Annotated in this window: 20 protein-coding genes and 1 tRNA gene; 8 read left to right on the top strand and 13 right to left on the bottom strand. The window is 60.4% G+C overall.

Annotation, left to right across the window (positions count from 1 at the left end):
* From sctC to BOP93_RS03525, 3 genes are read left to right on the top strand one after another with little or no spacing between them, the layout of a single operon-like run.
* Positions 1-2,133: a type III secretion system outer membrane ring subunit SctC gene (sctC, locus tag BOP93_RS03535; protein WP_104501573.1), complete on the top strand. Its 2,133-nt coding sequence runs from the start codon at positions 1-3 to the stop codon at positions 2,131-2,133.
* Positions 2,130-2,333: an HrpT family type III secretion system protein gene (hrpT, locus tag BOP93_RS27750; RefSeq protein WP_082632091.1), complete on the top strand. Its 204-nt coding sequence runs from the start codon at positions 2,130-2,132 to the stop codon at positions 2,331-2,333. The genes sctC and hrpT overlap by 4 nt, the downstream gene beginning before the upstream one ends.
* Entirely contained in the window at positions 2,330-2,701 is a 372-nt protein-coding gene (locus tag BOP93_RS03525; RefSeq protein WP_104501572.1) for a transcriptional regulator, read from the top strand. Before hrpT ends, BOP93_RS03525 begins: the two co-directional genes overlap by 4 nt.
* Here the strand turns inward: BOP93_RS03525 and sctU are convergent, their stop codons facing one another.
* The 11 genes from sctU to BOP93_RS03470 are packed head-to-tail and all read right to left on the bottom strand — an operon-like array spanning position 2,702 to position 12,842.
* The gene (gene sctU, locus BOP93_RS03520; protein ID WP_104501571.1) at positions 2,702-3,799 is read right to left on the bottom strand and encodes a type III secretion system export apparatus subunit SctU; all 1,098 of its coding nucleotides are present in this window, start codon (positions 3,797-3,799) and stop codon (positions 2,702-2,704) included.
* Complete coding sequence (gene sctT / locus BOP93_RS03515) at positions 3,796-4,584, bottom strand: type III secretion system export apparatus subunit SctT (RefSeq protein WP_104501570.1); 789 nt, start codon at positions 4,582-4,584, stop codon at positions 3,796-3,798. The genes sctU and sctT overlap by 4 nt, the downstream gene beginning before the upstream one ends.
* Before the next feature lie 10 nt (positions 4,585-4,594).
* On the bottom strand, positions 4,595-4,858 hold the full coding sequence (sctS, locus tag BOP93_RS03510; protein WP_104501569.1) for a type III secretion system export apparatus subunit SctS: 264 nt from the start codon (positions 4,856-4,858) through the stop codon (positions 4,595-4,597).
* Between the two features lie 7 nt (positions 4,859-4,865).
* Positions 4,866-5,519: a type III secretion system export apparatus subunit SctR gene (sctR, locus tag BOP93_RS03505; protein WP_104501568.1), complete on the bottom strand. Its 654-nt coding sequence runs from the start codon at positions 5,517-5,519 to the stop codon at positions 4,866-4,868.
* On the bottom strand, positions 5,516-6,529 hold the full coding sequence (locus BOP93_RS03500) for a FliM/FliN family flagellar motor switch protein (protein WP_104501567.1): 1,014 nt from the start codon (positions 6,527-6,529) through the stop codon (positions 5,516-5,518). Before BOP93_RS03500 ends, sctR begins: the two co-directional genes overlap by 4 nt.
* Positions 6,526-6,984 carry a type III secretion system HrpP C-terminal domain-containing protein gene (locus tag BOP93_RS03495; RefSeq protein WP_104501566.1) on the bottom strand — a complete coding sequence of 153 codons (459 nt, stop codon included), beginning with the start codon at positions 6,982-6,984 and terminating at the stop codon, positions 6,526-6,528. The genes BOP93_RS03500 and BOP93_RS03495 overlap by 4 nt, the downstream gene beginning before the upstream one ends.
* On the bottom strand, positions 6,981-7,409 hold the full coding sequence (sctO, locus tag BOP93_RS03490; protein WP_104501565.1) for a type III secretion system stalk subunit SctO: 429 nt from the start codon (positions 7,407-7,409) through the stop codon (positions 6,981-6,983). The genes BOP93_RS03495 and sctO overlap by 4 nt, the downstream gene beginning before the upstream one ends.
* Positions 7,396-8,754, bottom strand: coding sequence for a FliI/YscN family ATPase (locus tag BOP93_RS03485; RefSeq protein WP_104501564.1), 1,359 nt, complete (start codon positions 8,752-8,754; stop codon positions 7,396-7,398). Before BOP93_RS03485 ends, sctO begins: the two co-directional genes overlap by 14 nt.
* Positions 8,751-9,650 carry an FHA domain-containing protein gene (locus tag BOP93_RS03480; RefSeq protein ID WP_205885810.1) on the bottom strand — a complete coding sequence of 300 codons (900 nt, stop codon included), beginning with the start codon at positions 9,648-9,650 and terminating at the stop codon, positions 8,751-8,753. The genes BOP93_RS03485 and BOP93_RS03480 overlap by 4 nt, the downstream gene beginning before the upstream one ends.
* 37 nt (positions 9,651-9,687) lie before the next feature.
* Positions 9,688-11,781 carry a type III secretion system export apparatus subunit SctV gene (gene sctV / locus BOP93_RS03475; protein ID WP_104501563.1) on the bottom strand — a complete coding sequence of 698 codons (2,094 nt, stop codon included), beginning with the start codon at positions 11,779-11,781 and terminating at the stop codon, positions 9,688-9,690.
* Complete coding sequence (locus BOP93_RS03470) at positions 11,778-12,842, bottom strand: HrpJ domain-containing protein (RefSeq protein ID WP_104501562.1); 1,065 nt, start codon at positions 12,840-12,842, stop codon at positions 11,778-11,780. The genes sctV and BOP93_RS03470 overlap by 4 nt, the downstream gene beginning before the upstream one ends.
* Before the next feature lie 264 nt (positions 12,843-13,106).
* On the opposite strand from BOP93_RS03470, the gene BOP93_RS03465 reads away from it, so the two are divergent.
* The 3 genes from BOP93_RS03465 (at position 13,107) to BOP93_RS03455 (ending at position 14,898) form a co-directional block, all read left to right on the top strand.
* Entirely contained in the window at positions 13,107-13,658 is a 552-nt protein-coding gene (locus BOP93_RS03465; RefSeq protein ID WP_104501561.1) for an RNA polymerase sigma factor, read from the top strand.
* 224 nt (positions 13,659-13,882) lie between these two features.
* Positions 13,883-13,959 (top strand) — tRNA-Met (locus tag BOP93_RS03460).
* Between the two features lie 159 nt (positions 13,960-14,118).
* Positions 14,119-14,898 (top strand): PhzF family phenazine biosynthesis protein, encoded by a 780-nt coding sequence (locus BOP93_RS03455; protein WP_104501560.1) that lies wholly within the window; start codon positions 14,119-14,121, stop codon positions 14,896-14,898.
* 46 nt (positions 14,899-14,944) lie between these two features.
* Here BOP93_RS03455 and BOP93_RS03450 read toward each other — a convergent pair whose 3' ends face one another.
* Positions 14,945-19,255, bottom strand: a complete 4,311-nt coding sequence (locus BOP93_RS03450) for an AvrE-family type 3 secretion system effector (protein ID WP_104501559.1) — start codon at positions 19,253-19,255, stop codon at positions 14,945-14,947.
* A gap of 143 nt (positions 19,256-19,398) precedes the next feature.
* Between BOP93_RS03450 and ggt the strand changes: the two genes are divergently transcribed.
* Positions 19,399-21,228 carry a gamma-glutamyltransferase gene (ggt, locus tag BOP93_RS03445; RefSeq protein ID WP_104501558.1) on the top strand — a complete coding sequence of 610 codons (1,830 nt, stop codon included), beginning with the start codon at positions 19,399-19,401 and terminating at the stop codon, positions 21,226-21,228.
* A 62-nt stretch (positions 21,229-21,290) separates the two neighbouring features.
* Here ggt and BOP93_RS03440 read toward each other — a convergent pair whose 3' ends face one another.
* Positions 21,291-21,929: a LysE family translocator gene (locus tag BOP93_RS03440; protein WP_065896597.1), complete on the bottom strand. Its 639-nt coding sequence runs from the start codon at positions 21,927-21,929 to the stop codon at positions 21,291-21,293.
* 137 nt (positions 21,930-22,066) lie between these two features.
* Between BOP93_RS03440 and BOP93_RS03435 the strand changes: the two genes are divergently transcribed.
* A complete protein-coding gene (locus BOP93_RS03435) occupies positions 22,067-22,876 on the top strand; it encodes an AraC family transcriptional regulator (RefSeq protein WP_104501557.1) in 810 nt (269 codons plus the stop codon).
* Positions 22,877-23,237: the final 361 nt, after the last annotated feature.

The following is a 23,237-nucleotide window of genomic DNA, read 5'->3' as shown; positions in this document are numbered from 1 at the left end:
ATGCACGAGATCTACAAGCACAGACGCTTGCACATTGACCCGCCCGAAACTTCATCCAGACGCGCAAACTGGCAATACCTGGCCCTGTTTTTGGCCTGCATACTGGCCCCGGTGCACAATCCCCTTGCCGCCACTCCCCCCGAATGGAAAAACACCGCCTACGCCTATGAAGCCGAACACAAACCGCTGCGCGAAGTACTCGAAGACTTCGCCCAGACCTTTGGCACGCGACTGCAGATTGAGGGTCTGCTGGAAGGCGACGTCAATGGCAAGATCCGCGCGAATACACCGCAGTCGCTGCTGGACAGGCTTGGCGTCGAACACCGCTTCCAGTGGTACATGTACAACAACACTCTGTTCATCAGCACGCTCGACCAACAGGAATCCGCACGCCTGGAGGTCTCGTCCGAAACTGTTTCCGACCTCAAGCAGGCGCTGACGGATATCGGCCTGCTCGACAGTCGTTTCGGCTGGGGTGAGTTGCCGGAAGACGGCATCGTTCTGGTTTCCGGTCCCAAAAGCTACATCGAACAGATCAAGCAATTCAGCAGCCAGCGTCGCCCTGCGGATGAAAAACAGAGCGTGCTGACGTTCCCGCTGAAATTCGCCAATGCCGCAGACCGCCAGATAGAGTACCGCAGCGAAAAAATCATCATTCCTGGCGTCGCTGCCATGCTGCGTGGGCTGTTGGATCCGCGCTCCGCCTCGACGCTTTCCGGCCTCGCTCAACGTTCCGCATCCCAGTCCCAACCCGCACCCGTCACACCCAGCTTCCCACGCCTGAATAACCCGCTGCTGGGGCAAATGCTCAGCGCTCCTGCGCCCCCGGATGCAGGCACGTCGATTACGCCTCGAGCGCCCGTCAGCAGCAGCCGGATCCGCGTTGAAGCTGACGTGCGTAATAATGCCATCCTGATTTATGACTTGCCGGAACGACAAGCGATGTATCGCGAGTTGATCAGCCAACTGGATGTGGCGCGCAAGCTGGTGGAGATCGACGCAATCATCCTCGACATCGAGCGCACGCAACTAAACGAATTCGGTATCAAATGGGGTTTTCAGAACAGTCGCTTCCGAGGCGGCGTCAACATGGCCCCCGGTACCGCATCGCAATTGAGGATCGGAAGCCGTGATCGCTTTTATGCCGATATCCGTGCGCTGGAATCCCGCGGGCTGGCCACCATGGTATCCAACCCCTCGGTACTGACCCTGGAAAACCAACCGGCAATCATCGACTTCAACCGCACTCAATACCTGACTGCCGGCACTGAAAACGCGACGATCCTGCCCATCACCGTGGGTACCAGTTTTCAAGTGGTTCCTCGGGTGATTACCAGTCGAGGCAGCCACCAGATCCACCTGGCGATAGACATTGAAGACGGTAACTTCGACGAGTCCAACCCCGAGCGTATCGGCCCGGATGTGCGCCGAGGCAAGGTCAGTACCCAGGCGGTAATGGCAGAGAAGCGCTCGCTGGTCGTGGGTGGGTTCCACGTCACTGAAAGCACCGACAAACAAAACAAAGTCCCTGTGCTGGGGAATATACCGTTGCTGGGCAAGGCGCTGTTCTCCTCGACCGAACGACAGAACAACCGGCGTGAGCGGCTGTTCATTCTGACCCCGCGTGTGCTCGGCGATCAGTCTGACCCTTCGCGCTATTTGCCTCAGGAAGATCAAGTCGAGTTGCAGGCCGCGCTCAAACCCTTGGCCCGCCGCTACGCACCCCATCAGCCGGTGATCAACCGCAGCGACATCACCAGCACCCTGGCGCATCTGGTCAGTGGCGAAGTGCCCAAAGCGTTCAAGGCCGAGCCAATGCCCCTGGGGCTGAATACGTTGTGCAGCACCCGCGACTTGCTGGCGTTGAATACGGAACGCAGCCAGTGGTACGCGGGCCCGCAATACAACGTGGCGGTGGTGGTGCTGCGCAATCAGTTCAAGCGCAATGTTCGCATCGACGAAAAGGAATGCAGCAATTCGCAGACGCTGGCGGTCACCGTCTGGCCACGCGCCTGGCTCAAGCCTGGCGAAGAAGCTGAAGTGTTTATCGCCATGCGTCCGGTCATCAAGGATGAACATCTGAGCGAGCCACGCCCTTCCCTACTCACCCCAACGCGGACGATCTCACCATGAACCACACACTGCTGTACGCCACTTTGCTGGGCATCGTATTGCTTGTCACTGGTTGCACACCTACTTGCAAAGGCGACTCCTGCTCACGCCCGCAATCGACCAAGGACAAGATGGTCGTCTGGTGGCCACCCCAGATGCGCGTCGAACCCGGGCCCGCCGGCGAACGCTCAGATTATCAAACGATCTCTCTGGAACGATGAGTGTGAAGGGGTCGGCAGACGATTATCTGAAACGCCAGATACTTATCGACGACCTGGTGAGCGGCCGCCCCACTCACCAGCAACTGGGCGCGGGAATCACATTGCGTTCGTGCGATGCCGGCGCGCGCAAGGGTGTGGCGCTACACATCGCGAACATGGCCCTGCAATCGGGCCAGTTGGAACGGGCATTGGAGCGTCGCTTTGAACAGGCGCTGGCGTTTGACGGCTATTACATTTATCTGGACAAACAGAGCGCGCTGGTTATCTGGCACGCACTGCCCACCCAGCGCCAGGCGCTGGACAACATCATCAGCCGAATGATGGCCCTGGCCAACTTAAACGCGCTGGATCTCTCGGCTACCCTTTGATCAACGCTGCTCAAGCTCCGGCAACGTGAGGGTTTCACGCTTGGCCTCATCGTCAAGCTCACGCAAGGTACGGTAGATCAATGCTACGGCCTGCAACGTCTCACGCGGAATCGGCGCGCCAAGTTTTTTCTCGTAAATCGTGCGGGCCAGCCATACGCATTGGATGACCGGCACCTCAGCGGCCTTGGCACGGTCGATGAGTTTACGCGCCTGCGCGTCCGTGCCCTTGGCCACCAACTGCGGCAACGGCGTCTTGCCGCGACGGTAATACAAGGCGACGGCAAAGTGGGTCGGGTTGACCACCAACATGTCCGACTCTTCCAGCTTGGGCAACTTGACCTTCGGCTCTTCCTGGGCCAACTGATAGGCCAGCGAGCGGCGCTGGCCCTTGACGTGAGGGTCGCCCTCCATGTCTTTGTACTCTTTGGTGACTTCGACCTGGGTCATGCGCATGCGCTTGGCGAAAAAGTACTTCTGCATTGTCAGGTCGGTCAGTGCCAACACCAGCAGCAATCCGAGACAGGCGTGGAGCAGATGGCGGAACAGCGCAATCAGTGCCAGGAGGTAACTTTGCAGGTCGCTGTTGGCCAGATTGATCAGAGCGTCCAGAGAGGGCCAGACCACCAGATACACGATCAGCCCCAGGAGAAATGCTTTGGCCACGCTCATCAACAGGTTCATCACCGACTGGGCGGAGAACATTTGCTTGAGCTGGCTCATGGGGTTGACCCGATTGAAGTCGAGCTTGAGCGCTTCAGGGGCGAATAGAAACCCGATTTGCAGCCAGCTGCTGATCAGCTTCGTGGCAATCGCTACCCCGACCGCCAACAGCGCGAACGACAGGAAAACCACCAGCCCGTCGAACAGCACCTCTTCCAGCGCGCGCACAAAAGGCTGATTGATGCGTGAAATCGGCAACACCATCATTTGCTCGAACCGTTGCAAGCTGCGCTGCGCGGTATACAGCGCGATTTCGCTGATGGCAGTCAGCACCAGCAACTTGCTCACATCCTGGCTTTGGGAGACCTGGCCTTTCTTACGCTGATCACGCAGTTTTTTGGCCGAGGCGGGGTGTTTTTTCTCCCCCGAGTCACTCATGGCATCGCTACCTTGAACAACAGTCCGAGGGAATGTTTGAGATCACCCAGCAAGTTCATACGCCCCACCATCAAGTCCTGCAGCAACGCAAAATACAGCAAAAGAATGCCAATACCCGCCAGGCTCTTGAGCGGCGGAGCCAGCGTACTCACCTGCAATTGCTGACTGTAGACCCCCAGTAGCGCGATGCCGAACTCAAGCAACAGCAGCACGGCGATGAAGGGCGCGGCATAGAGCATCATATGCGTGAACGTATCCCCGAGCAGGGCGATAAACACGCTGAAACCGTTGGGCCCCGGCAGCGGAAACCACACCGTCGGCGGCCAGATCAGATAACTGTCCCAGATCACCTGGGTCAATGCACCCAGCCCCAGCGTGACCATCAACAGAAAAATCGCCAGCTGCTTGAGCATGTGCCCGACAGGCGTCGCGTCCGGGCCCAGGGATGGGTTGAGCTGGCCTCCGGCCAATGCGCCTCGCTGGTTATCCAGCAGCGCTCCCACCGACTCAAACATCCAGAACGGCATCGATAGCAACACGCCCAGCAATATCCCAAGGGCCAACTCCTTGAGCGCCAGGCCTGCGAACATGAGCGCCGAGTAATCCAGGCCCTCCAACGCGGCATGGATGCCTGGCGCGGGGATCAATGCCATCACCATCACAATCGTGTGCCGGGGCATGCCTCGTATATGTTGAAAGCTGAAGGCCGCTACCAGAAAAGCACAGGGATAAATGCGCGCCATGGCGATGATAAGACTCGGCAGGTACTCAAGGTACAGCAGCACAGACGCAACCTCAGTGGAGGGCCGAGCGGCCGATCATGTCGAACGTCAGATTGATCAGTTGAATCAATTCCACGCCAATCCAGCGCCCGGTCATGATCAGCGTGACGCCCACCGCTACCAGCTTGATACCAAACGGCAACGTCTGGTCCTGTACCTGCATCAGCGCCTGCACCAGCGAGGTCAGCACCCCGACCACCACAGCCACGATCAGCGGCGGCGCCGTCAATACCACCACCAGCAGCATGCCCTGCTTGAATAATACGATCGGTTCCATGGTCGGCTCAGAGATAAGAAAGGAACAGGCTGTCGAGCAGCCGCGACCAGCCGGACACCATTACAAACAGCAGCAATTTGAGCGGCAGGGAAATGGTCATGGGCGAAACCATCTGCATCCCCAGCGCCAATAAGAGATTGGAGACGATCAGGTCGATCACGACGAAGGGGATGTAGATCAGAAAACCAATCTCGAAGCCCGCCTGCAGTTGCGACAAGACATAGGCGGGAATCAGCAGGATCAGGTCTTCACGCCGGACCTCCTGAGCCATTTGCGCGGGCCAGAGGCGTTGCGTGTTCTCCAGCAGATGGGTGAGTACGTCGGGGTCGAGATTGCGCAGCATGAATGCACGCAACGGCTTGATGGCCTCTGCGCCTGTCTGCAGCACGGTCTGCACATTGCTCGTGTCCAATGGAGAAGTCTTCAGACTCTCAGCGATCTGGTAGCCCACCGGTGCCATGATAAATAGCGACGCGGCCAACGCGATGCCGTTAATCGCCATACTGGGTGGCACCTGCTGCACGCCGATGGCATTACGGGTGATCATCAACACAATCACGATCTTCAAAAACGATGTGCAGATGATCAACAGCATGGGCATCAGCGTCAGCGTGGCGAGAAACAGCGCAAGGACGAGGGGGTCCAGCCCCTGAAGTATCATCGGCCGAAAAGCACGCGGGACAACTGCAACCCCAGGCGACCGTCCACCTCCACCAACTGGCCCTGTCCAATCGGCCGGTCGCCGTAATACAGGCCCGCCAGGCCAGGCGCGTAACCGGTAATGCCCAACACGGAGCCAGGGCCCAGGTTGCGCAACTCGCCCAGCGTGAGATTCAGCGTGCCGCAGCGAACATTCAGCCCCATGCTCAACTCATCGAATGGCTCGTGACCAAAGATATCCACAACGGGTTCATCCTGCGCATCCTCGGAGTAAGGGTGCGGTGCAAAATTCTCGTCCACAGACGTGTCCTCGATAGAAGAAAGGGTCAGGCGCATGGTGCCGTTTTCATCGTCAATACAGCCCCGCAACCTATGCCTGCCAACCTGGATATACCCGCTGCCCTGCGCCTGGAACAGGGCGAGTTCAGGGACCAGCACATCACCGTTGCGCAGGCTGCGTACCTGAGCGATGGTCAGGCCCACGCGCCCCAGGGTTACGGCAATCGCCAGTTGAAGCCGCCCCGGCAGCGGTGCGGCGATGGAACGCCATGGGGCAGCTTCGCACAACGCGAGGAAGCTCTCAGCGCTCAACCACACGTAGCCCATGGCCCGCGAAGCGCCCAGGGACACGCTGAGCCGGCAGCCGAAGCCCTCGGGGCGACCGGTATCCAGCAGCCGCATATAACCAAACAGGTCACGTATCTGCGGGCTCAGATAGTGCTGAAGTAAGGCCCAGAACCAGGAATCCGGATCGTTGCCGGTCTGGGCCAATGTCACCGGGCATTCGCCCATCAAGCTCAATTGCGGCCCCGGCTCACTGAACGCCAATACCCCACAGGTGGTTTCGAAGCATAAAGACTGAGCGCCAGCCGGCTCGGTGCCAGGCTCGAGGCGCAATTCGCCACGCTGCTCAGCAACCTGGAACGGCATACGCAGCCCGCGTCCCAATCGTCGCCGGGCAGCCACTGCATCAGCCCTCACCGTGCGCAAGGCCAGAGAGGGCAACATCATGCCGGCGCCGAATTTGCCACGTACAGCTCCACCGGTAACGCCAGGCTTTCGGCGAGCCTGCGCTCACACTGCTGGCGTACGTCATGGAGCCAACTTGCCGTTGTTAGCTGCTGCGCCTCCAGCTCGATATCCCATCCAGCCTTTTTTCGACGAATACTGGCGTTGATCCGCCCAAGGCGAGGCAAGTACATGGCCACCGACAGCGGCAATGTTGAAACGCTTTGCAGCCGCGGCAGCAATTGCTCCGTCAACGCCTGGACCATGACGAGGTCACTCGACCCCTTCATTTCGGCCTGTGAGGCGCTACGTCCCGAGCCCTCATCGTCACCACCGAACAATTGCGTGAAGAGTTGTCGTTGTTCCCAGGGCACCAAGGCGTCCACTTCGTGAACCCGTTCCTCACGGGAGTCGCGTCGACGCTGGCGTTCAGGCGTGTTGGCCGGGATCGGAGTCATATCGCTTCCTGCGTGAGTAAATTGGCCAGTTCCTGCAGTTTTTCCACTTGGCGCAGGCACAGGGTGACGTGCTTCTGTGCGAGACCCACTTCCACTTCACGCTGCTCTCGCTGGCCTTGCAGTTGCTGCAACTGCCCTTCTTCACGCCGGGTGCCGGCAGACAGGCTTTGTTCCTTGCGACCCCAGGACTTCAGCGCCTGAAAGCTCACAACCTGCCCCTGATGCTCACTTAACAGTTGTGCAGATTGCCGGGCCTCCTCTTCGCGGGTTTTCTCAAGCGTGTCTTGCGCTTGCTCAATGTGCGCAACCAGCGCCTGCTGTGATCGTTTGGCTTCGCGCAGCGCACGCTCGGCACGGTCTGCTCGGTATCGGCGCAAACGGCGCAGCGTTTCGATGTCACCCGGCAGCCTTTCAGAATGGGACATAGGCGGTCAGCTCCGTCAGTTGATCCATGGTCGTGGTGAGAGGCGAAGGTTCGCGCAGGTCCTGGCGCAGGAAACTGTCGACTGCCTGACGGCTGTCCACCGCCATGTCGGTCAGGGCGTCATTGCCCGCCTGGTATTCGCCCAGTTTGAGCATCAGCTCGATCTGCTGGTAGGCCGACAACAGACGCCGCAACGCGGTGCCCGCCTTGATATGCGCGGGCTCGGCGACGTTGGTGAGAATCCGCGACAGGCTGGCAAGTACGTCAACCGCCGGATAGTGACCACGCTCGGCCAATTTGCGTGACAGCACGATATGGCCATCCAGCAGCGAGCGGACTTCATCGGCCACCGGATCATTCATCGAGTCCTGCTCGATGAGCACCGTGTAGATGGCCGTGATCACCCCCTTACGCGTCAACCCGGCCCGCTCCACCAGGCGCGGCAGCAGGCTGTACACCGAAGGCGGCAAACCTCCTCGCCCCAAAGGCTCGCCCGCGGCCAGGCCGATCTCACGCTGGGCTCGCGCAAACCGTGTCAGGGAGTCGATCAGCAGCAGCACTCGCTGCCCCTTGCGCCGAAACCCCTCAGCCAGTGCCGTCGCGGTAAAAGCCGCGCGGGCACGCTCCATACTGGAACGGTCGGAGGTGGAGCACACCAGCACCGCCTTGGCACGCAATTGATCATCCAGTTCATGGTCAAGGAACTCGCGTAGTTCACGGCCCCGTTCACCGATCAAGCCAAACACGATCACATCGCAATCCACATTACGGGCGATCTCGGCCAACAAAGTCGTCTTGCCACAACCTGCCCCCGCGAACAGCCCGACACGCTGGCCTTCCCCCAGCGTCATCAGGCCATCGATCGAACGCACACCTGTGGCCAATGCACGGTTGATACGCGGCCGTTCCGTGGGCAACGGCGCCTCGCACAGCACCGGAGTCGCATCAGGCGTATCCGCCTCGGCAAACGCGCTGGGCCCGTCGCCGGCAATCGGCCGGCCGAAACCGTCCAGCACCTGACCCAGCAGGTCATGACCCACACGTACCCTGTGCGGCACACCCAGGCGCTCCACGCCGGCACCTACGCTCACGCCTTCCAGATTGCCCAGGGCGCTGAGCACCGCGTCCTGCTGATCGAAACCAATGATTTCGGCAAGCATGTAATCGCCAGGTTGTTTTTCAACCTGGCATAGATCGCCGATACGTGCCTGGGGCAGCCGGCATTGCATCAGCATGCCGTTCACGCGCTGTATGCGACCGCGCACCGTGACGGGCGCAAAGCCATTAAACGCCGTCAATTGACTTTGTTGCCACGCCTCGAGGCGCTCTTGCAGTGTGCCGGTCACCAGCGCACCTCATACCGTTGTGCACCGTCGAAGACCACTTTGCTGTTGTCGATCAGCACCACGCGCAGGCCATTGACTTCATCGCCCACGAACAGTCGGGTGCCTTCCTCCAGAACCACGTGACCGTTCGGTCCGCCGATGATCTGTACGATCTTGAACGGCAGTACGCCGTCGCGCACCCGCACGCGACTGATCACCGGCACAGCGGTATCGAACTCTTTGCCAAACCGATCCAGCATGCGTGCAACCACATCAACGTCCTCCTGCGAAACATCACCACTGAGGGAAATCTGGCCATTGATCACCTGCAAGCTGACCCGCCGGGCCAGCTCTCGCTCCTTGAGCATCTTCAGCAATTGTTGGCGCACCTCGAACGGCGAGGCCAGCTCAGGTTTTTGAATCACCGCCGGCATCAGCGATGCCTGAGCATTGCGCTCTCCACTGAAAATAATGCCGACCGCCGCCATGAGCACGGCAAACGCGAGTGCCAGGCTGAGCAAACGCTTTTGTTGGGACGATGGAATGGATGACAGTTTCAACGTCAGCGGAGCCTGCCCCCCAGGCTCAGAAGGCGGCGGTACAGCCACGGGAGCCGGTGGCCAGGGCTGATCGGCAAGGCTGACACACAAGCGAACGGAGCCAATCAAGAAGACCGTGTTCAGCGCCAGCTCGCCGATCTGCGCCAACACGTGGCCATCGCTGTCCTTAAGAAGTCCAGCCTCGGCCTGCACCGACCAACGATCATCGGCCAAGCGCAAGCGAGCGTGATGCTCGACGACCTCGGGATCGCTCAACAACAGATCAGCGTCCGGGTTGGCGCCCAGGCTCCACTGCTCGCCAAATAGCGGCAGCGCGGCGCCCTGATGCAAGCCATCCAGCACTCGCAGCTCGAACATCATGGGGCCACCCTCGGCTGGCATATCAATAAAGGGTTCATGCCACAGCCCCGCGTAGCAGCTCGTCCTGACCCAGGTCGAATCGGCCCAGGACCTTCACCTTGGAATTGCTCCCCAGCTCGGCGAATGACATCACCGGCACATGGTTGAACTCATCCAACAACAGAGCGCGCAAGGGACTGCGCAGGTCCTGAGCCACCAGCAGCACGCTCTTGGTTTTCGGCCGTAGTGCAAACGCCTGGTTGAGCAGGCCGACCAGCGCAGCACTGCTGTCGTTATCGAGGGCGAAAAACACGCCGCTCTGGGTTTGGCGCAAGGCTTCGCGCAGGATGTTCTCGGTGTGCGGCGAGAGCAGCCACGCGTGCAGGCCATCGGCCTCGCTGTACTGGTGAAATATCTGCGACTTGAGCGCGATACGGGCGTAATCGGCCAGGGCATCCGGCTCGCGCTCATGCTGGCCGTACTCGATCAGCGATTCGACGATCAACCGTACGGCACGCAATGGCACGCCCTCGGCCGCCAGGCGCTGCAGCACTGAAGAAAAACGTGAAAGCGGCATGATGCGTTGCAGCTCCTGCACCAGTTCCGGCTGGTTGTGTTCAAGCCAGCTGAGGATCGACTTGCTTTCCTGAATGCCAAGAAACCGTGGCCCGCTGAGCAACATCGCCCGCTTCATGCGTTCGATGACCAGGCTGTGGGCACTGAAACGCTCGACCTGCGGATCGTCGAGCAACGGATCATCAGGGCTGAGCCACAGCCAATCGGCTTCGTCCCGTTCAGGCAGCCCTCTCTCGCCCCGGTCCGGGGGCTGCGCGAGGGCGGCGTACTCGACCGCGACACGGTCACTGAAAGTGGCCGTCACGACCGGGACTTCATGCACGCAAAAGCGCATCTCATCGACAGCCAGTGAGTCACTGAACTCGGCTTCGAACGGTGGCAGCGTCAAGCCGATATTGGCAACCAGCGCATTTCGGGCCTGACGAATTTTTTGCACGATGTCGATGACCTCCGGGGCCCCGAACATCTGACTGTTGAATTGCAGCAGATACGGCCGTGACGGGTCGAAGCCACGCAAGTCTTCACTGCCGTTCTCTTCCGGACGCACCGCTTTCTCGTCCGCCGCCGCAGGGGCGTCCTCGCGCTGACGCTGGCGCATGAGGTAGTAACCCAGGGCACCGGTCATCATCGAAATCAGAATGAACACCACGGTGGGCATGCCGGGGAGCGTGGCAAAGGCCAGCATGCCCACCGACGCGATCATCCAGCTCTTGGGCTCGCTGGTCATTTGCCGGGCAATTTCGGCGCCCATGTTGCTGACGCCCTTGCGCCCGTCCGGCGCCACGCGGGTGATGATCATGCCGGCCGTCAGGGAGATCAGCAGCGCGGGAATCTGCGCGATCAGACCGTCACCGATGGTCAGCACCGAATACAGCGCCATCGACTCGCCTGCGCTCATGCCGTGCTGGAACATCCCGGTCGAGAAGCCCCCGAGCAGGTTGATGACCACGATAATCAAACCGGCAATGGCGTCGCCCTTGACGAACTTCATGGCGCCGTCCATGGCGCCGAACAACTGGCTTTCGCGCGATAGCTGCTCACGTTTGTCCCGCGCCTGTGCACCGTCGATCAGCCCGGCGCGCAGGTCACTGTCGATCGACATTTGCTTGCCCGGCATCGCATCCAGGCTGAAGCGGGCGGCCACTTCAGCCACCCGCTCCGACCCCTTGGTGATCACCAGAAAGTTGACGATGGTCAGGATCATGAAGATCACCAGGCCCACCGCCAGATTGCCGCCCACCACGAAATTACCGAACGCTTCCACAATGTCACCCGCGTCCTGCTCCAGCAGGATCAAGCGCGTGGTGGCAATCGATAACGCCAGGCGAAACATGGTGGTCAGCAGCAGGATCGATGGGAACGACGAGAACGCCAACGGTCCCGGCAGGTAGAGCGCCAGTACGATCAACAGGCAGGAAATACAGATGTTCAATGCGATCAGGATGTCCACCAGCCAGGTGGGCAGCGGCACGATGAAGATAAACACGATGGCCATGACCACCACCGCGCCGAGCACTTCGGCACGCCGCGCCACCTTGAGCAGCACGCCATTGATCGATGACAGCAGTGTCACCCGTACGTCCTCGTCTCGCCGGGGAATTTCAGGTGGCCGCGTTCTTCGCGTGCCCACTCAAGCATCACGTCCTTGAAGGCTTTCACGGCGCTGGCCTGGGATTGAGCATCAAGCCACCAGGCCAGGGGCAGGGCCTTTATCTCCCTGGACAATTCGTTGAGCGAACGCAGCCGGGCACCAAGCAGCGTGCCGCCAAATTCACTGGCCAGCCTTTGCACCTCGGCCGAATCGATGCCGGTACTGGCGTAGCCCAGAAAACGCTGCAACAGATCCACCGCATTCTGTTCAACGTTAAGGCGCTGGATCAACGCCTCGCAGTTGCCCAGCACCGAGCGCAACTCGCGACACTCGCCCAGCCCTTTGAGCAGGAGGCGCAATTTTTCCGTGGGCACAGACTGCGTGTGGGCTGCGATATCACCGTTCAGCGCCTGAGTCATCAGGCCGACGCCCCTGGAAAACTCCGTCGGGCCGTACATTTTCAACAGCGTTTGCAGCATCAACGCCAAGGATTGGCGCACGACCACAGAGGCGTAATAGAGCGCACGCACGTCCTGACGCTCCTGCGGGTCGGCGCTGGCTTGTTTCAACGCCAGGGCGATATTCAGACCTGCCTGGATCGGGCCGCCGAAATCACGCTTGAGCTCTCTGAGCGCGCCGCGTGCCAAGTCCTCTTCGATCCTCAATCCGTTGGTCTTCGCTTCGCTGGCGATAAGCCCAAGCACCACGAAGGCACGAGCGGGATCACTGCCGGCAAGGCTGACCAGTTTTTCGACCGTGGGCTTGCGCAGCAACTCGAACCGAAGCCGGCGAACAATGGTTTCCAGCGTGGTTTGGCCAGGGTGACCCAGTTGCTCATACAGATGCACGAACTCCGCCACAGGCGAAACTTTCGCGCCAATGGATCGCAGGCCCAGGGCTTGCGCATTAAGTGTCACTTCTTCGGCGAAAATCTGCGCGATGTCATCCAGGGCCAGCGAACGGCTTGGCGCTTCGACAGTGCTGATACCGGGCTTGTCCAGGGGTTGGATCTGCTGCACATCGTTGAAGGATTCGACTTTCATGGGCGGGCCAGAATGGGAGGTTTGTGTCCCTATGTGGCAAGCCGCTGCGGTCCAGTTCCATCAAAACGTTTCAAGCAGATGGACATGAAAATACTTGCACATCCACATCGAACTTTTTGCAAGTTACGGCACAAACAGGTGTATAAGAAAGAATATATATTTATATAAATCAATAAGTTATGTGTTTTCCCCGTTTGGCACAGCGAGTGCAAAAGGGGTCTCTATCGAAACTATTTCGATAGAGCCTTCCCGGAGGAAACCAACATGAATATACCTATTGGTGATCTTGCTCACCTCGTCGGCAGTTCGCCTCAGTTCATGGTTCAACTGACGGACGACCAGCAAAAGAAACTGCGACGCTTCATTCATAAACGCGTGCTCAACCCCGAAGATGCGGACGACCTTCTGCAACTGACTTACCTGGAAGCGTGGCGCAACAGAGAGCGCTTCAGCGGCCAGGCCACGCTCAGCACCTGGATGTGCGGGATTGCCCAGAATCTGATCCGCAACCACTTCAGACGCATGTATGCCAAACCCGTGCATTGCGAGTTCGATGAGTCCTTGTGGCATGGCCAGGATGAACACAACAGTCTGGATTGGGAGTTTGAAGTCAACCGACGTCTGGAAAAAACCCTGAGTGCCATCGATCATCTGCCGGTGGAAATGCGCAAAACGCTATACGCTTCGCTCGAGACCGATGGCAGCTACCAGGACACTGCCGACGCGCTGGACATCCCCATCGGCACGGTACGCTCACGCTTATCGCGGGCGCGCGAACAGCTTAAACGCGTGACTCACAACCCATTGCTGCCATAAGTCCCGCTACAGCAAAACCGTTGGGCGAAAAGGATATCTGCCCAACACGATCGACGCTTTATGTACGCGCCAGCCAAAGACCCCAGCCAGAAGAGCGCACCCGCCTTTCATCCCACCACTCGTCGCCATTTAGCCGCTTTTCGGTTAAACGGTTGAAAGCGTAGAAAAAATCTCAACAAACCCCTTGACGCATTGCCGTTCTGCGCGAATAATGCGCGCCACTTGGCTACATAGCTCAGTTGGTTAGAGCATAGCATTCATAATGCTGGGGTCCGGGGTTCAAGTCCCTGTGTAGCCACCAAGTACTAAAAACGGCTTACCGAAAGGTAGGCCGTTTTTTTATGCCCGCAGGAAAGCCTCGCCGATGTATTGATGCGCTCAAAAATACTCCCTATCTGTATTTTGACGCTCTGCGCACCCGCTGTTAGTGTCCAGCCTCCCCCACCACGGAGCGCTCCCGATGCAACTGGACATCTACCAAGTCGACGCCTTCAGCCAGCATGCCTTCGGCGGCAACCCGGCGGCGGTGTGCCCGCTCACCGAGTGGCTGACGGACGAGCAACTGCAACACATCGCCGCCGAGAACAATCTGTCGGAAACCGCGTTCTTCGTGCCCCGTGGCGACGTTTATGAACTGCGCTGGTTAACCCCGGAAGTTGAAGTGGACCTGTGTGGCCACGCCACCCTGGCTGCGGCGTGGGTGCTGATTCACAAGTTGGCAGATGCGCCACCCGTCTTGCGTTTCGCCACGCGCAGCGGCGAGCTTCGGGTGACGCGCAATGGCGACGAACTGGCCATGGACTTTCCGGCCAGGCAACCCGAACGCTGCGAGCCGCCAAGCGGAATGTTAAGTGCATTGGGGATAGACAACGCCGAGGTGTTCGGCACCGATGACTACATCGTGCTGGTGGAAGATGAAGCACAAGTGGCCGCACTCGCGCCGGATTTCGCACGGCTCAAGGGCTTGCCCAAACGCGGGATTGCCGTCACTGCCAGGAGCACGCGCTTTGACTTTGTTTCGCGCTGGTTCGGCCCCAATGTAGGGGTCAATGAAGACCCGGTCACAGGCTCCGCGCATACGTCGCTGGCACCGTTCTGGGCCGAGCGCCTGGGCAAATCGCAATTGACCGCCGAGCAAGGCGGCACGCGCAAAGGTCAATTGCGCTGCGAGCTGCAGGGTGATCGGGTCATCATCTCCGGTAAAGCCGTGCTGTACATGCAAGGTGTGATTTATCTGTGAACGAGGCGGCTTGCCTTACGTCAAGCCGCTTTCATCCTGGCAGCCTTCAGGCAACCACATTCGGCGTTCTTATACGCTGGTCCGCCAAGTCAATGGTCAGGTCGTGGCGCGGCAGGGGGCTCAACGTATCGTTCAGGTTCATGCGCAACGGTTTGTCCGCATTGGCTCCGTATTCGAAGTCGACGTTGACGTGCTTTTGCGTGTGGCTCAGCGACGCGCTGCTGGAGAAGCTGATGTTGGTCAGGGCCGGCAATGACATGCCATGGGTCTGGGTCGCGGTGTAGTTCATGCTCATGCTTTTCACACGCAGGTTGTTGGGATCTTTCAGCGCTCGCTTGATCAACGGCTCGGTGCTTTCGCCCGCCAGGTGACGGCGCTCGATCGTGCGCAGAACCTGCGGTTTGAGTTCCATGCCGAGCGTCACAGAGGTGCCTTCACCCTGCTGCAGCTGTTGGATGATCCGCGCGAACTGCGGGTCCTCCCCGAGCCACTGCACGATGGCGGCCTTGTTGCCCGGCGCGACATCGTCCAGCCAGGCAAATCGCCCGTTGTCCTGCAGCCCCACCCTTGTCACGCTGGATTCGACCGACGCCAGCTGACGCAAACCGGTTTTCATCAGGGTGTGCTGGGTCATGCATTTTTCCAGCGACTGGCCGATGGCGTGGTAGTCATCCAGCTTTGTCGCTGAAGGAGGATGCGCCGCCATGAAACGCTGCAACATTGCCAACTGCTCCTGCGGGTCAGCCGACGGTGCCATGACGGCCAGGTCCTGCCTGAACTGCGGTGAGTACTTCGACAGACGCTTGTGGATATCCTCGATCTGAGCCTGCGTTACCGGTTGCGCAGGCTTGAAGGAGAAATCGACGGCTCGGGATTGCCCACGGTCGAATTTCACCCTGGCCGATACTTCCGGCAAGGCAAAGGCGACAGCCGTCGGCCCGCCCGCTTCACCTCTGCCCAGCGCCAGCGCGTTGACCGGTGCGAAGTTGGCCCCAGCTTCAGCCTGCCCCAGCCATTGCACGTTGCGTCCCTCGTGACGGCTGGTGTCCGTCGCTGAACGCACGGTGGACTGGTGCGCATCCGCGTGCATCAGGTTGATATGGCCTACCCCGCCGAGGCCGGCGCGTATCACCGAATCAAACTCGGCGATACGTTCCTGCGGGTTGTACATCAGCCGCAGCTGGGCGAGCCCGTCCAGACTCACGTCGGCACTGACTCTAGAACCTTCTCCAGACGCGTGTTCCTTGCCCAGCGCCAGTAAGTCCTGGAATCCCCCGGATTGCCCCATCAGGATCGACATCATCTTGCCGAAGTCAGCCTCCTTCACGTCAAAACCGATACTCGACTCGCTGTTTTTCTCAACGCTCGCCAACAACTCACCCGCCACCCTCAGACCAGGTCCAACGGCCCCCCCGCTTTGGCCCAACGTCACACCAAAACCCACGGAGCCGGTCAGGCGTCGCGTGTCGTCGGTGCTGATCTCAACGCGAGCGCCCTGGTCGGTACGGCTGATACTCACACCATGGGTATGGGATTTCGAGGCCTCCAGAAAAAACTCCAAAGGCGCCACCGGTTTTATGCCCGTCGTTATCACACCTAGACTTTTGCCTTGGGTTCGGCTCGGGCTGAGGGTCTGACCACTTTCCATTTGCCGCACTTGCTGCGTCATCGCGTCCTTTATGGACGCATCGGCGGGCAATCCCAGCAGCCCCGAAAGGTGCCAATGCAAGGCGGACCCTGGAGTACCCAGGTCCTTGGCCAACAGTTTGAAGTTGTCATACAGGGATTCCGCCTGGTCGTAACTGACAATCTTCTGGCTGGACAGCGTGTGCACAGGGCTCTCTTCAAAGCCTTTCATCACTGCCTTGAGCGACGCCTCGATTCTTTTCAAGGCGCTTGGGCTATGGCCGGACATGCTGCCCAGCGCCTCAACCAGCTCCGCCAGTTGCTTGAGCGTGCCGGCATGGTGGATCAGGTCGCCCTCGATGATCGCCGAAGGGTGGCCGAGGTCACGTTTACGCTCCGGTTTCCACTCGGGCAACCTCAGGCCCTGTCCTTCGAAGTTGGCCAGCAGCGCTGCCGTGGTCTTCTCGGATGAGGGGTCAACCCGCTTGAATGCTTCATACAACTGGTGCAGCGTCGAGTCGGCGCTCATCACCGCTCGGCTGAGCCTGGGCTGTGGGTCCAATGACAGCCCATGCAGGTCACCTAACAAGCGGGCGCTCGACTGGCTGCTTTGTTCGACTTTGGTCAGCGCCTGACTGAGCTGCTCGGCCAGTGCCTGCCGCGGCCCAGGTTCGCTCAGGGCCGCTAGACGAGTACTCAGGCCAGCGCCCACAGGCTTGCTCCTGGAGAGCGACTCGAGCTGTTGGTGCAGGCGTTTGTCGTCAGCGTATACGCTCTCCAATCCCCGGCGACCCTTGATGTGATGCCCAATGGACTGGCCTTTCTCACCCAGGGCTTGCAAAGGATGGAAGTGCGCCTTGATCCCCTGGAAGAACTTGCGCTGGGTGGGTATCCCTTCGCGTGTTTGCCCAAACACATTGCTGCTGGCCGTCAGTGCGCCTCCTGACACAGACGCGCGCATCTGGGAGGCCGCTAATGTATCGGCCAATGAAGCCTGCTGCACCGCCGGTCGCACCGGTCCCCACGCCATTGCGCCTGGGGCCGCATTATCCAATCGATGGAATTGCCTGTTCCAACCGCCGATCAAGTGTTTGTCAGCGCCCATGCGCAGGGACTCCAGAGATTGTCCCCGGGGCAGTTCAACCTGGGTCCAGCGTGGCGCCGCCTCGCTGCCTTGCCAGGCGTGGCGATCGAGCTTGAATAATTCACCCGCCTGAGTGTGTGCATAAAGATTCGCTTCATGATCCAGCGCCAGTGTCTTGATGGCGAGCGGCGGTGAAGGCCGTAACGGGCCGACCGCCCCGTCCACACAGACATGGAGCTGATGGTCTTTATCGACGGTTACAAAGTTGCGGCCGTCGGCTACCGCGAAGCCTGTGACCGGACGTTGAATATCGCCCGCAAGCACTTCCTCCAGTGACACCTGGGGACGAGGCTTGGGCAGTGCGCTCAATTCATGACTGGCGCCCTCGAACACCGGGTCACGCACCTTTGTGACAGTCACCGCTTTGAGTTGCCCTGCTTGCAGCACGTAGGCGCGTCCATCCAGGCCCCGCTCCAGATGGGCCACGCCCTCTTGTGCGCATTTATCCCAACGTTGCGCTGCCGCATCCCAGCTCAGCAATGTGCCTGAATCAAACGCCAACTTGCCGCGCAGCCCGAGATCGACGGCGGTGGTCAGTGCCTGCTGACTGGGCAACGGCAAGCCTTTCTCGATGCCCTTGACCAGCACGTCGCTGAGGTTCCACGCCGGGCGCAGCCCGCCAGCCCTCTCCAATGGCACGCTGTGCAGTTGCTGCCGGGCATCACGGACCTGGGCATTGAGCTGCCCGGCGTCATCATGGAAGAACCCCTCGACGCGCACCGCGCCCTTCAGCGTCTGCTCCAGCGGTACGAGCGATTGCGCAACCATCGGCAACGTGCCGTCCCGCGCCAGCCGCAGGTCCGCGCGCAGCAGTTCACCGTCAGCCGTGGCGCCGTACAGCGTACTGCCAGACAAGCCGATTCGGCTGAGTTGCACAGGCGCGCCGCGTTCATCGAGCGGACGTACAACCGCCCTTTCGGCACCTTGAACCTGCACCACCGATACGCCCTGAGCCTGGCTCAACACCGCCGAAGTCCGCCCCTGCGCGCTGCTGTCCAGCGCCTCCCGTGGGGTCTTCAACAGTTGCCCCTCACGGGTCAGCCCGATACGGCTGTAGGTCCGGTTATCGGCGTCGGGTAGCCAGGACAGGGCAAGGGGTTCGAAGCGATACAGGCGTCCTTGGTCCAGCCGAAATTGCTTGCCGTCGGCGCTCGTCTGTACACCGCTGACGCTTCCCAAGTGCCCGCGACCGGGGCTCAATGGCGATACGCAACCTGCGCCGCCATCGGTTTCGGGCAGGCTGCTTCTGAAGACCGCCGCAACAGCGGGGGTGGGCTGAATATGAAACAGGTAATCTCGCTCATCCCTGAAACGCAAAGTGCCGGCAACCGAGGCGCCGTCGGCGACATAATGCTTGTCTGGCGCATTGAGATGGCGGGCGATATCACGTCCCGCGAGGGTCGTATCAGGCTCCAGCCGCCCGCCTTTGAGGCGGATATCGAACAGCATTGAAGCGGGGTTCAACGATTGATAAGAGGGCAGCGGCGGGACAGGCGCGGTGGCTGGGCTGGAAGATGCATTATCGGCGCGAGCATGCTCGATACCGTCATGTTTTGCGTGAGGCAGACCATCTAATCTTCTGTGCATAGCAGGCTCCAGAAATAGATAAATACCAATTACCGAGTGAGCATTTGCCTCGTTTTGGTTCCAGCGTGGCGCCATAAACCCGGCCCGGTCCCCGTCTCTTCTGCGCTAAAGTCTGCTGACAGGAAGACCAGATCATTCTCAAAATGAACGGAGTTCAACGCGTGCTTTTTATTTCCCGCCGTCAACTATCAACCGTTGCCTTCACGCTCGCCCTGGCCGGCTGCCACACCACGATCAATGAACAACCACCCGCACCGGAGCTGGGTTCGGGCTATCGCACCGATCTCGTCACGCGTCATGCCGCGCGCCATATGGCTGCCGCCGCCAACCCGCTCGCCGCCGAAGCCGGACGCGACATGTTGCGCCAGGGCGGTTCGGCCATTGACGCCGCGATCGCCATGCAAGCGGTGCTGACACTGGTGGAACCGCAGTCGTCCGGCATCGGCGGCGGCGCATTCATCATGCTGTGGGATGGCAAAAACCTGCGAGCCTACGACGGCCGTGAAACCGCCCCGGCCGGCGCGACAGAGCGGTTGTTCCTGAAGGCCGACGGTACGCCCATGGCGTTCACCGATGCGCAGATTGGCGGGCGCTCGGTGGGCACGCCGGGGGTGTTGCGGGCACTGGAAATGGCGCATAAAAAGAGCGGCCACCTGCCGTGGGCCCAGCTGTTCGAGCCGGCAATTCAGTTGTCCGAACAGGGTTTCGCGATCTCCCCACGCCTGCACAGTTTGATTGCCGCCGACCGCTTTATCGCGCAATCGCCGGACATGGCCGCGTATTTTCTGAATGCCGACGGGTCGCCAAAAGCTACCGGTACATTGTTGAAGAACCCGGCACTGGCGAAGGTGTTCAAACGTATCGCCAAGGAGGGCCCCGACGCGCTGTATCACGGCCCGATTGCCGATGAAATCGCCCTCAAGGTGCAGGGCAATCGCAATGCCGGCAGCCTGACCCAGGCGGACCTTCAAGGCTACGCCGCCAAGGAGCGCACGCCGTTGTGCACCGACTACAAACAATGGAAGGTGTGCGGCATGCCGCCGCCTTCGTCGGGCGGGATCGCTGTTGCGCAAATCCTCGGCACATTGCAGGCGCTGCAAACGCGCGATCCGCGCCTGGCCATCGCGCCGATGACGCCGCTCAAGAGCCCCTCGCCCGCCGGGCTTGAACCCACGCCCGAGGCCGTGCATCTGATCGCCGAAGCCGGGCGCCTGGCGTTCGCCGACCGCGCGCTGTACGTGGCTGACGCGGACTTCACGCCGGTGCCGGTTGCCGGCCTCGTTGCGCCAGACTACCTGGCCCGGCGCGCCGCACTGATCGGTGAACGCAGCATTGGCATCGCCACGCCGGGTCAACCGGCAGGCCTGCAGGTGGCTTACGCGCCGGACCGTTCGCCGCTGCGCATTTCCACCTCGCAAGTGGTGGCCGTGGATGACCAGGGCGGCGCCGTATCGATGACCACCACGGTCGAGGCGGCGTTCGGCTCCCACGTCATGGTCCAGGGCTTTTTACTCAATAATCAGATGACCGACTTCTCGTTCATCCCCGAAGAAAACGGCCAGCCCGTCGCCAACCGCGTGCAACCCGGCAAACGCCCGCGTTCGGCCATGGCGCCGACCCTGGTATTCGACCGTCAGAGCGGTGAGTTGCTGGCCACCGTCGGTTCGCCGGGCGGCTCGCAGATCATCGAGTACGTGAGCAAAACACTGGTCGCGATGCTGGACTGGAAACTCGACCCACAGGCCGCTATCGGCCTGCCGAACTTCGGCAGCCGCAATGGCGCAACCGAGCTGGAAGCCGGGCTGTTCAGCCCGGGCGTGAAGCAGGCTTTGAAGAGCAAAGGTCATGAACTGAGCGAAATCGACATGACCAGCGGCGTCCAGGCTATCGTTCGCACGCGTGATGCCCAGGGTGAGGTGTCATTGAGCGGTGGTGCAGACCCGCGCCGTGAAGGCGAAGCGCTGGGCGACTGATTCAACCTGGGTGGCGAGGGCGATTGCTCCCTCACCCCCCATTTAAGTCCTGTAACGGACGGTCAGCGATTCGCGATCAGATGTGAACCGAACAAGACGTAGCATCCCCCGGCAAAACGATCGAGCCATTTACGCGAACGGCTGTAAAGAGTGGCCATGCGTTCGCTGGAAAACAGCAGTGCCACACTGGTGTACCAACTGAACGACAAGGTCGCCATGACGATCACCGCCAACGTCAGCAACACCGGCGAAGGCGACGGCGGCATGGTGGATGCGAAGATAGTGGCGACGAACAGCGCCGCCTTGGGGTTGGACAGGTTACCCAACAGCCCCAGACGCCAGGCGGAAAACAGCGAGCGCCGCGCCGCGTCCGGCAACGGGCTCTGGCCCATGCTGGTTGCCGAGCGCTTGAACAGTTTCAGCCCCAGATATATCAAATAGCAGCCACCGATGATCTTGAACGCCAGGTACAACATAGGCGCGGCCGTAAACAGCGACTTGATCCCCAGCCCACCCGCCAACCCCCACAGGATCGTACCGGTGGCCACGCCCGCCGAAGCCACTACACCATGTCGGCGCGAACAACTGGCGGCCAATTGGGCGGTGTTGAAGAAGTTGGGCCCGGGCGTGACCACGGCCACCGTCCACAGCAGGGCCAACGAGACCAGCGGCGCCACATAAGCGGGGTTGAACAGTTCCATCGCGGCCAGCTCCTTCAAGGCAATACGCAGCCTGGATCATAGGCCTGGCCGAACAACTGCACAATCGTACAAGACCCCGGCAGACAAGGGGCGCAGACTCGGCTAACGTGTTTCCACCTCCTTTTGTGACAGTCACCATGGGCAACCCTACCCACACGCTGGACTGGCTGCACCGCGCGCCGCACGCCAGTGGCCTGGACCGTATCGAAGCCTACTTTGCCGGCTTCGCGTTCGACCCTCATCGCCATGACACCTACGCCATCGGGCGCACTTTGTTCGGTGTGCAGAGTTTTCATTATCGTGGCGGCATGACCCACAGCTTGCCTGGCGCCACCATGGTGATTCACCCCGATGAAGTCCATGACGGCCGCGCGGGCAGCGATGAGGGTTTCAAGTACCGGATGATCTACGTGGAACCGGCGCTGATCCAGCAGATCCTCGGCGGCAAGCCGCTGCCCTTCATACCCGGCGGCGTTTCCACCGACCCGCGGCTGCACCGCGCCAGTGAGGTATTGCTGCAAAGCCTGGATTGCCCGATCGACCCGATGCAGGAGCAGGACGCCATGTTCGACCTGGCCCATACGCTCAGCGCTGCGTCCGGCGTCATCACCCACCGCAAATCCTTTGATTACATCGCCGCCGAGCGCGCCCGGGAATTTATCCACAGCGCCCTGGGCCGCAGCATCACCCTGGATGAAATCGCTGATCACGCCGGGCGCGACCGCTGGGCGCTGTCGCGGGATTTCCGCTTGCTGTTCGGCACCAGCCCGTACCGCTACCTGACCATGCGTCGGCTGGACCTGGTGCGCCAATTGCTGGCCCAGAGCGTGTCCCTGGTGGATGCCGCGATGACCGCCGGCTTCACCGACCAGAGCCACATGACCCGGCAGTTTCGCAGCACCTACGGCATGCCACCGTCGCGCTGGGTGAAGATGCTCGGACGTTGACTCAAGACCTGATGCTTTTTGTAGGAGCGAGCTTGCTCGCGAAAAACGCCAACGATAACGCGTGCTTCCTGAATGAACGCGGTGCCTGTGAGTTTTTCGCGAGCAAGCTCGCTCCTACAGACGGCATCAGGGCCTGCCCCCTCCGACAGTTCGGATAAGGCGGCGTTGCTGGCATTTGGTCATGGTTTGTAAAGGGCCAGCAAGCCGTGTCCCTTTAAATTGCAGGACGTTTCCGAGACAATCCCCGCCGCCTTGTGCCTGTTGGAATCGATGGCTAGTCTTCGGTCCGTCACTGAATTTCAGTGATCGGGTTTAGCAGCCTGAGTTCAATAGGCACACGTTGTCACCGCATTATGGCGGC

The sequence above is a fragment of the Pseudomonas orientalis genome (assembly GCF_002934065.1).
Taxonomy (GTDB): domain Bacteria; phylum Pseudomonadota; class Gammaproteobacteria; order Pseudomonadales; family Pseudomonadaceae; genus Aquipseudomonas; species Aquipseudomonas orientalis_A.
The sequence above is the reverse complement of the archived record's forward strand: the minus strand, read 5'-3'. Positions and strand labels throughout refer to the sequence as shown.

Bases quoted from the DNA above. Each gene is read 5' to 3' on its own strand.
- sctC (WP_104501573.1), top strand. From the start codon at position 1: ATGCACGAGATCTACAAGCACAGACGCTTGCACATTGACCCGCCCGAA.
- hrpT (WP_082632091.1), top strand. From the start codon at position 2,130: ATGAACCACACACTGCTGTACGCCACTTTGCTGGGCATCGTATTGCTT.
- BOP93_RS03525 (WP_104501572.1), top strand. From the start codon at position 2,330: ATGAGTGTGAAGGGGTCGGCAGACGATTATCTGAAACGCCAGATACTT.
- sctU (WP_104501571.1), bottom strand. From the start codon at position 3,799: ATGAGTGACTCGGGGGAGAAAAAACACCCCGCCTCGGCCAAAAAACTG.
- sctS (WP_104501569.1), bottom strand. From the start codon at position 4,858: ATGGAACCGATCGTATTATTCAAGCAGGGCATGCTGCTGGTGGTGGTA.
- sctR (WP_104501568.1), bottom strand. From the start codon at position 5,519: ATGATACTTCAGGGGCTGGACCCCCTCGTCCTTGCGCTGTTTCTCGCC.
- BOP93_RS03500 (WP_104501567.1), bottom strand. From the start codon at position 6,529: ATGATGTTGCCCTCTCTGGCCTTGCGCACGGTGAGGGCTGATGCAGTG.
- BOP93_RS03495 (WP_104501566.1), bottom strand. From the start codon at position 6,984: ATGACTCCGATCCCGGCCAACACGCCTGAACGCCAGCGTCGACGCGAC.
- sctO (WP_104501565.1), bottom strand. From the start codon at position 7,409: ATGTCCCATTCTGAAAGGCTGCCGGGTGACATCGAAACGCTGCGCCGT.
- BOP93_RS03480 (WP_205885810.1), bottom strand. From the start codon at position 9,650: ATGTTCGAGCTGCGAGTGCTGGATGGCTTGCATCAGGGCGCCGCGCTG.
- BOP93_RS03470 (WP_104501562.1), bottom strand. From the start codon at position 12,842: ATGAAAGTCGAATCCTTCAACGATGTGCAGCAGATCCAACCCCTGGAC.
- BOP93_RS03465 (WP_104501561.1), top strand. From the start codon at position 13,107: ATGAATATACCTATTGGTGATCTTGCTCACCTCGTCGGCAGTTCGCCT.
- BOP93_RS03455 (WP_104501560.1), top strand. From the start codon at position 14,119: ATGCAACTGGACATCTACCAAGTCGACGCCTTCAGCCAGCATGCCTTC.
- BOP93_RS03450 (WP_104501559.1), bottom strand. From the start codon at position 19,255: ATGCACAGAAGATTAGATGGTCTGCCTCACGCAAAACATGACGGTATC.
- ggt (WP_104501558.1), top strand. From the start codon at position 19,399: ATGAACGGAGTTCAACGCGTGCTTTTTATTTCCCGCCGTCAACTATCA.
- BOP93_RS03440 (WP_065896597.1), bottom strand. From the start codon at position 21,929: ATGGAACTGTTCAACCCCGCTTATGTGGCGCCGCTGGTCTCGTTGGCC.
- BOP93_RS03435 (WP_104501557.1), top strand. From the start codon at position 22,067: ATGGGCAACCCTACCCACACGCTGGACTGGCTGCACCGCGCGCCGCAC.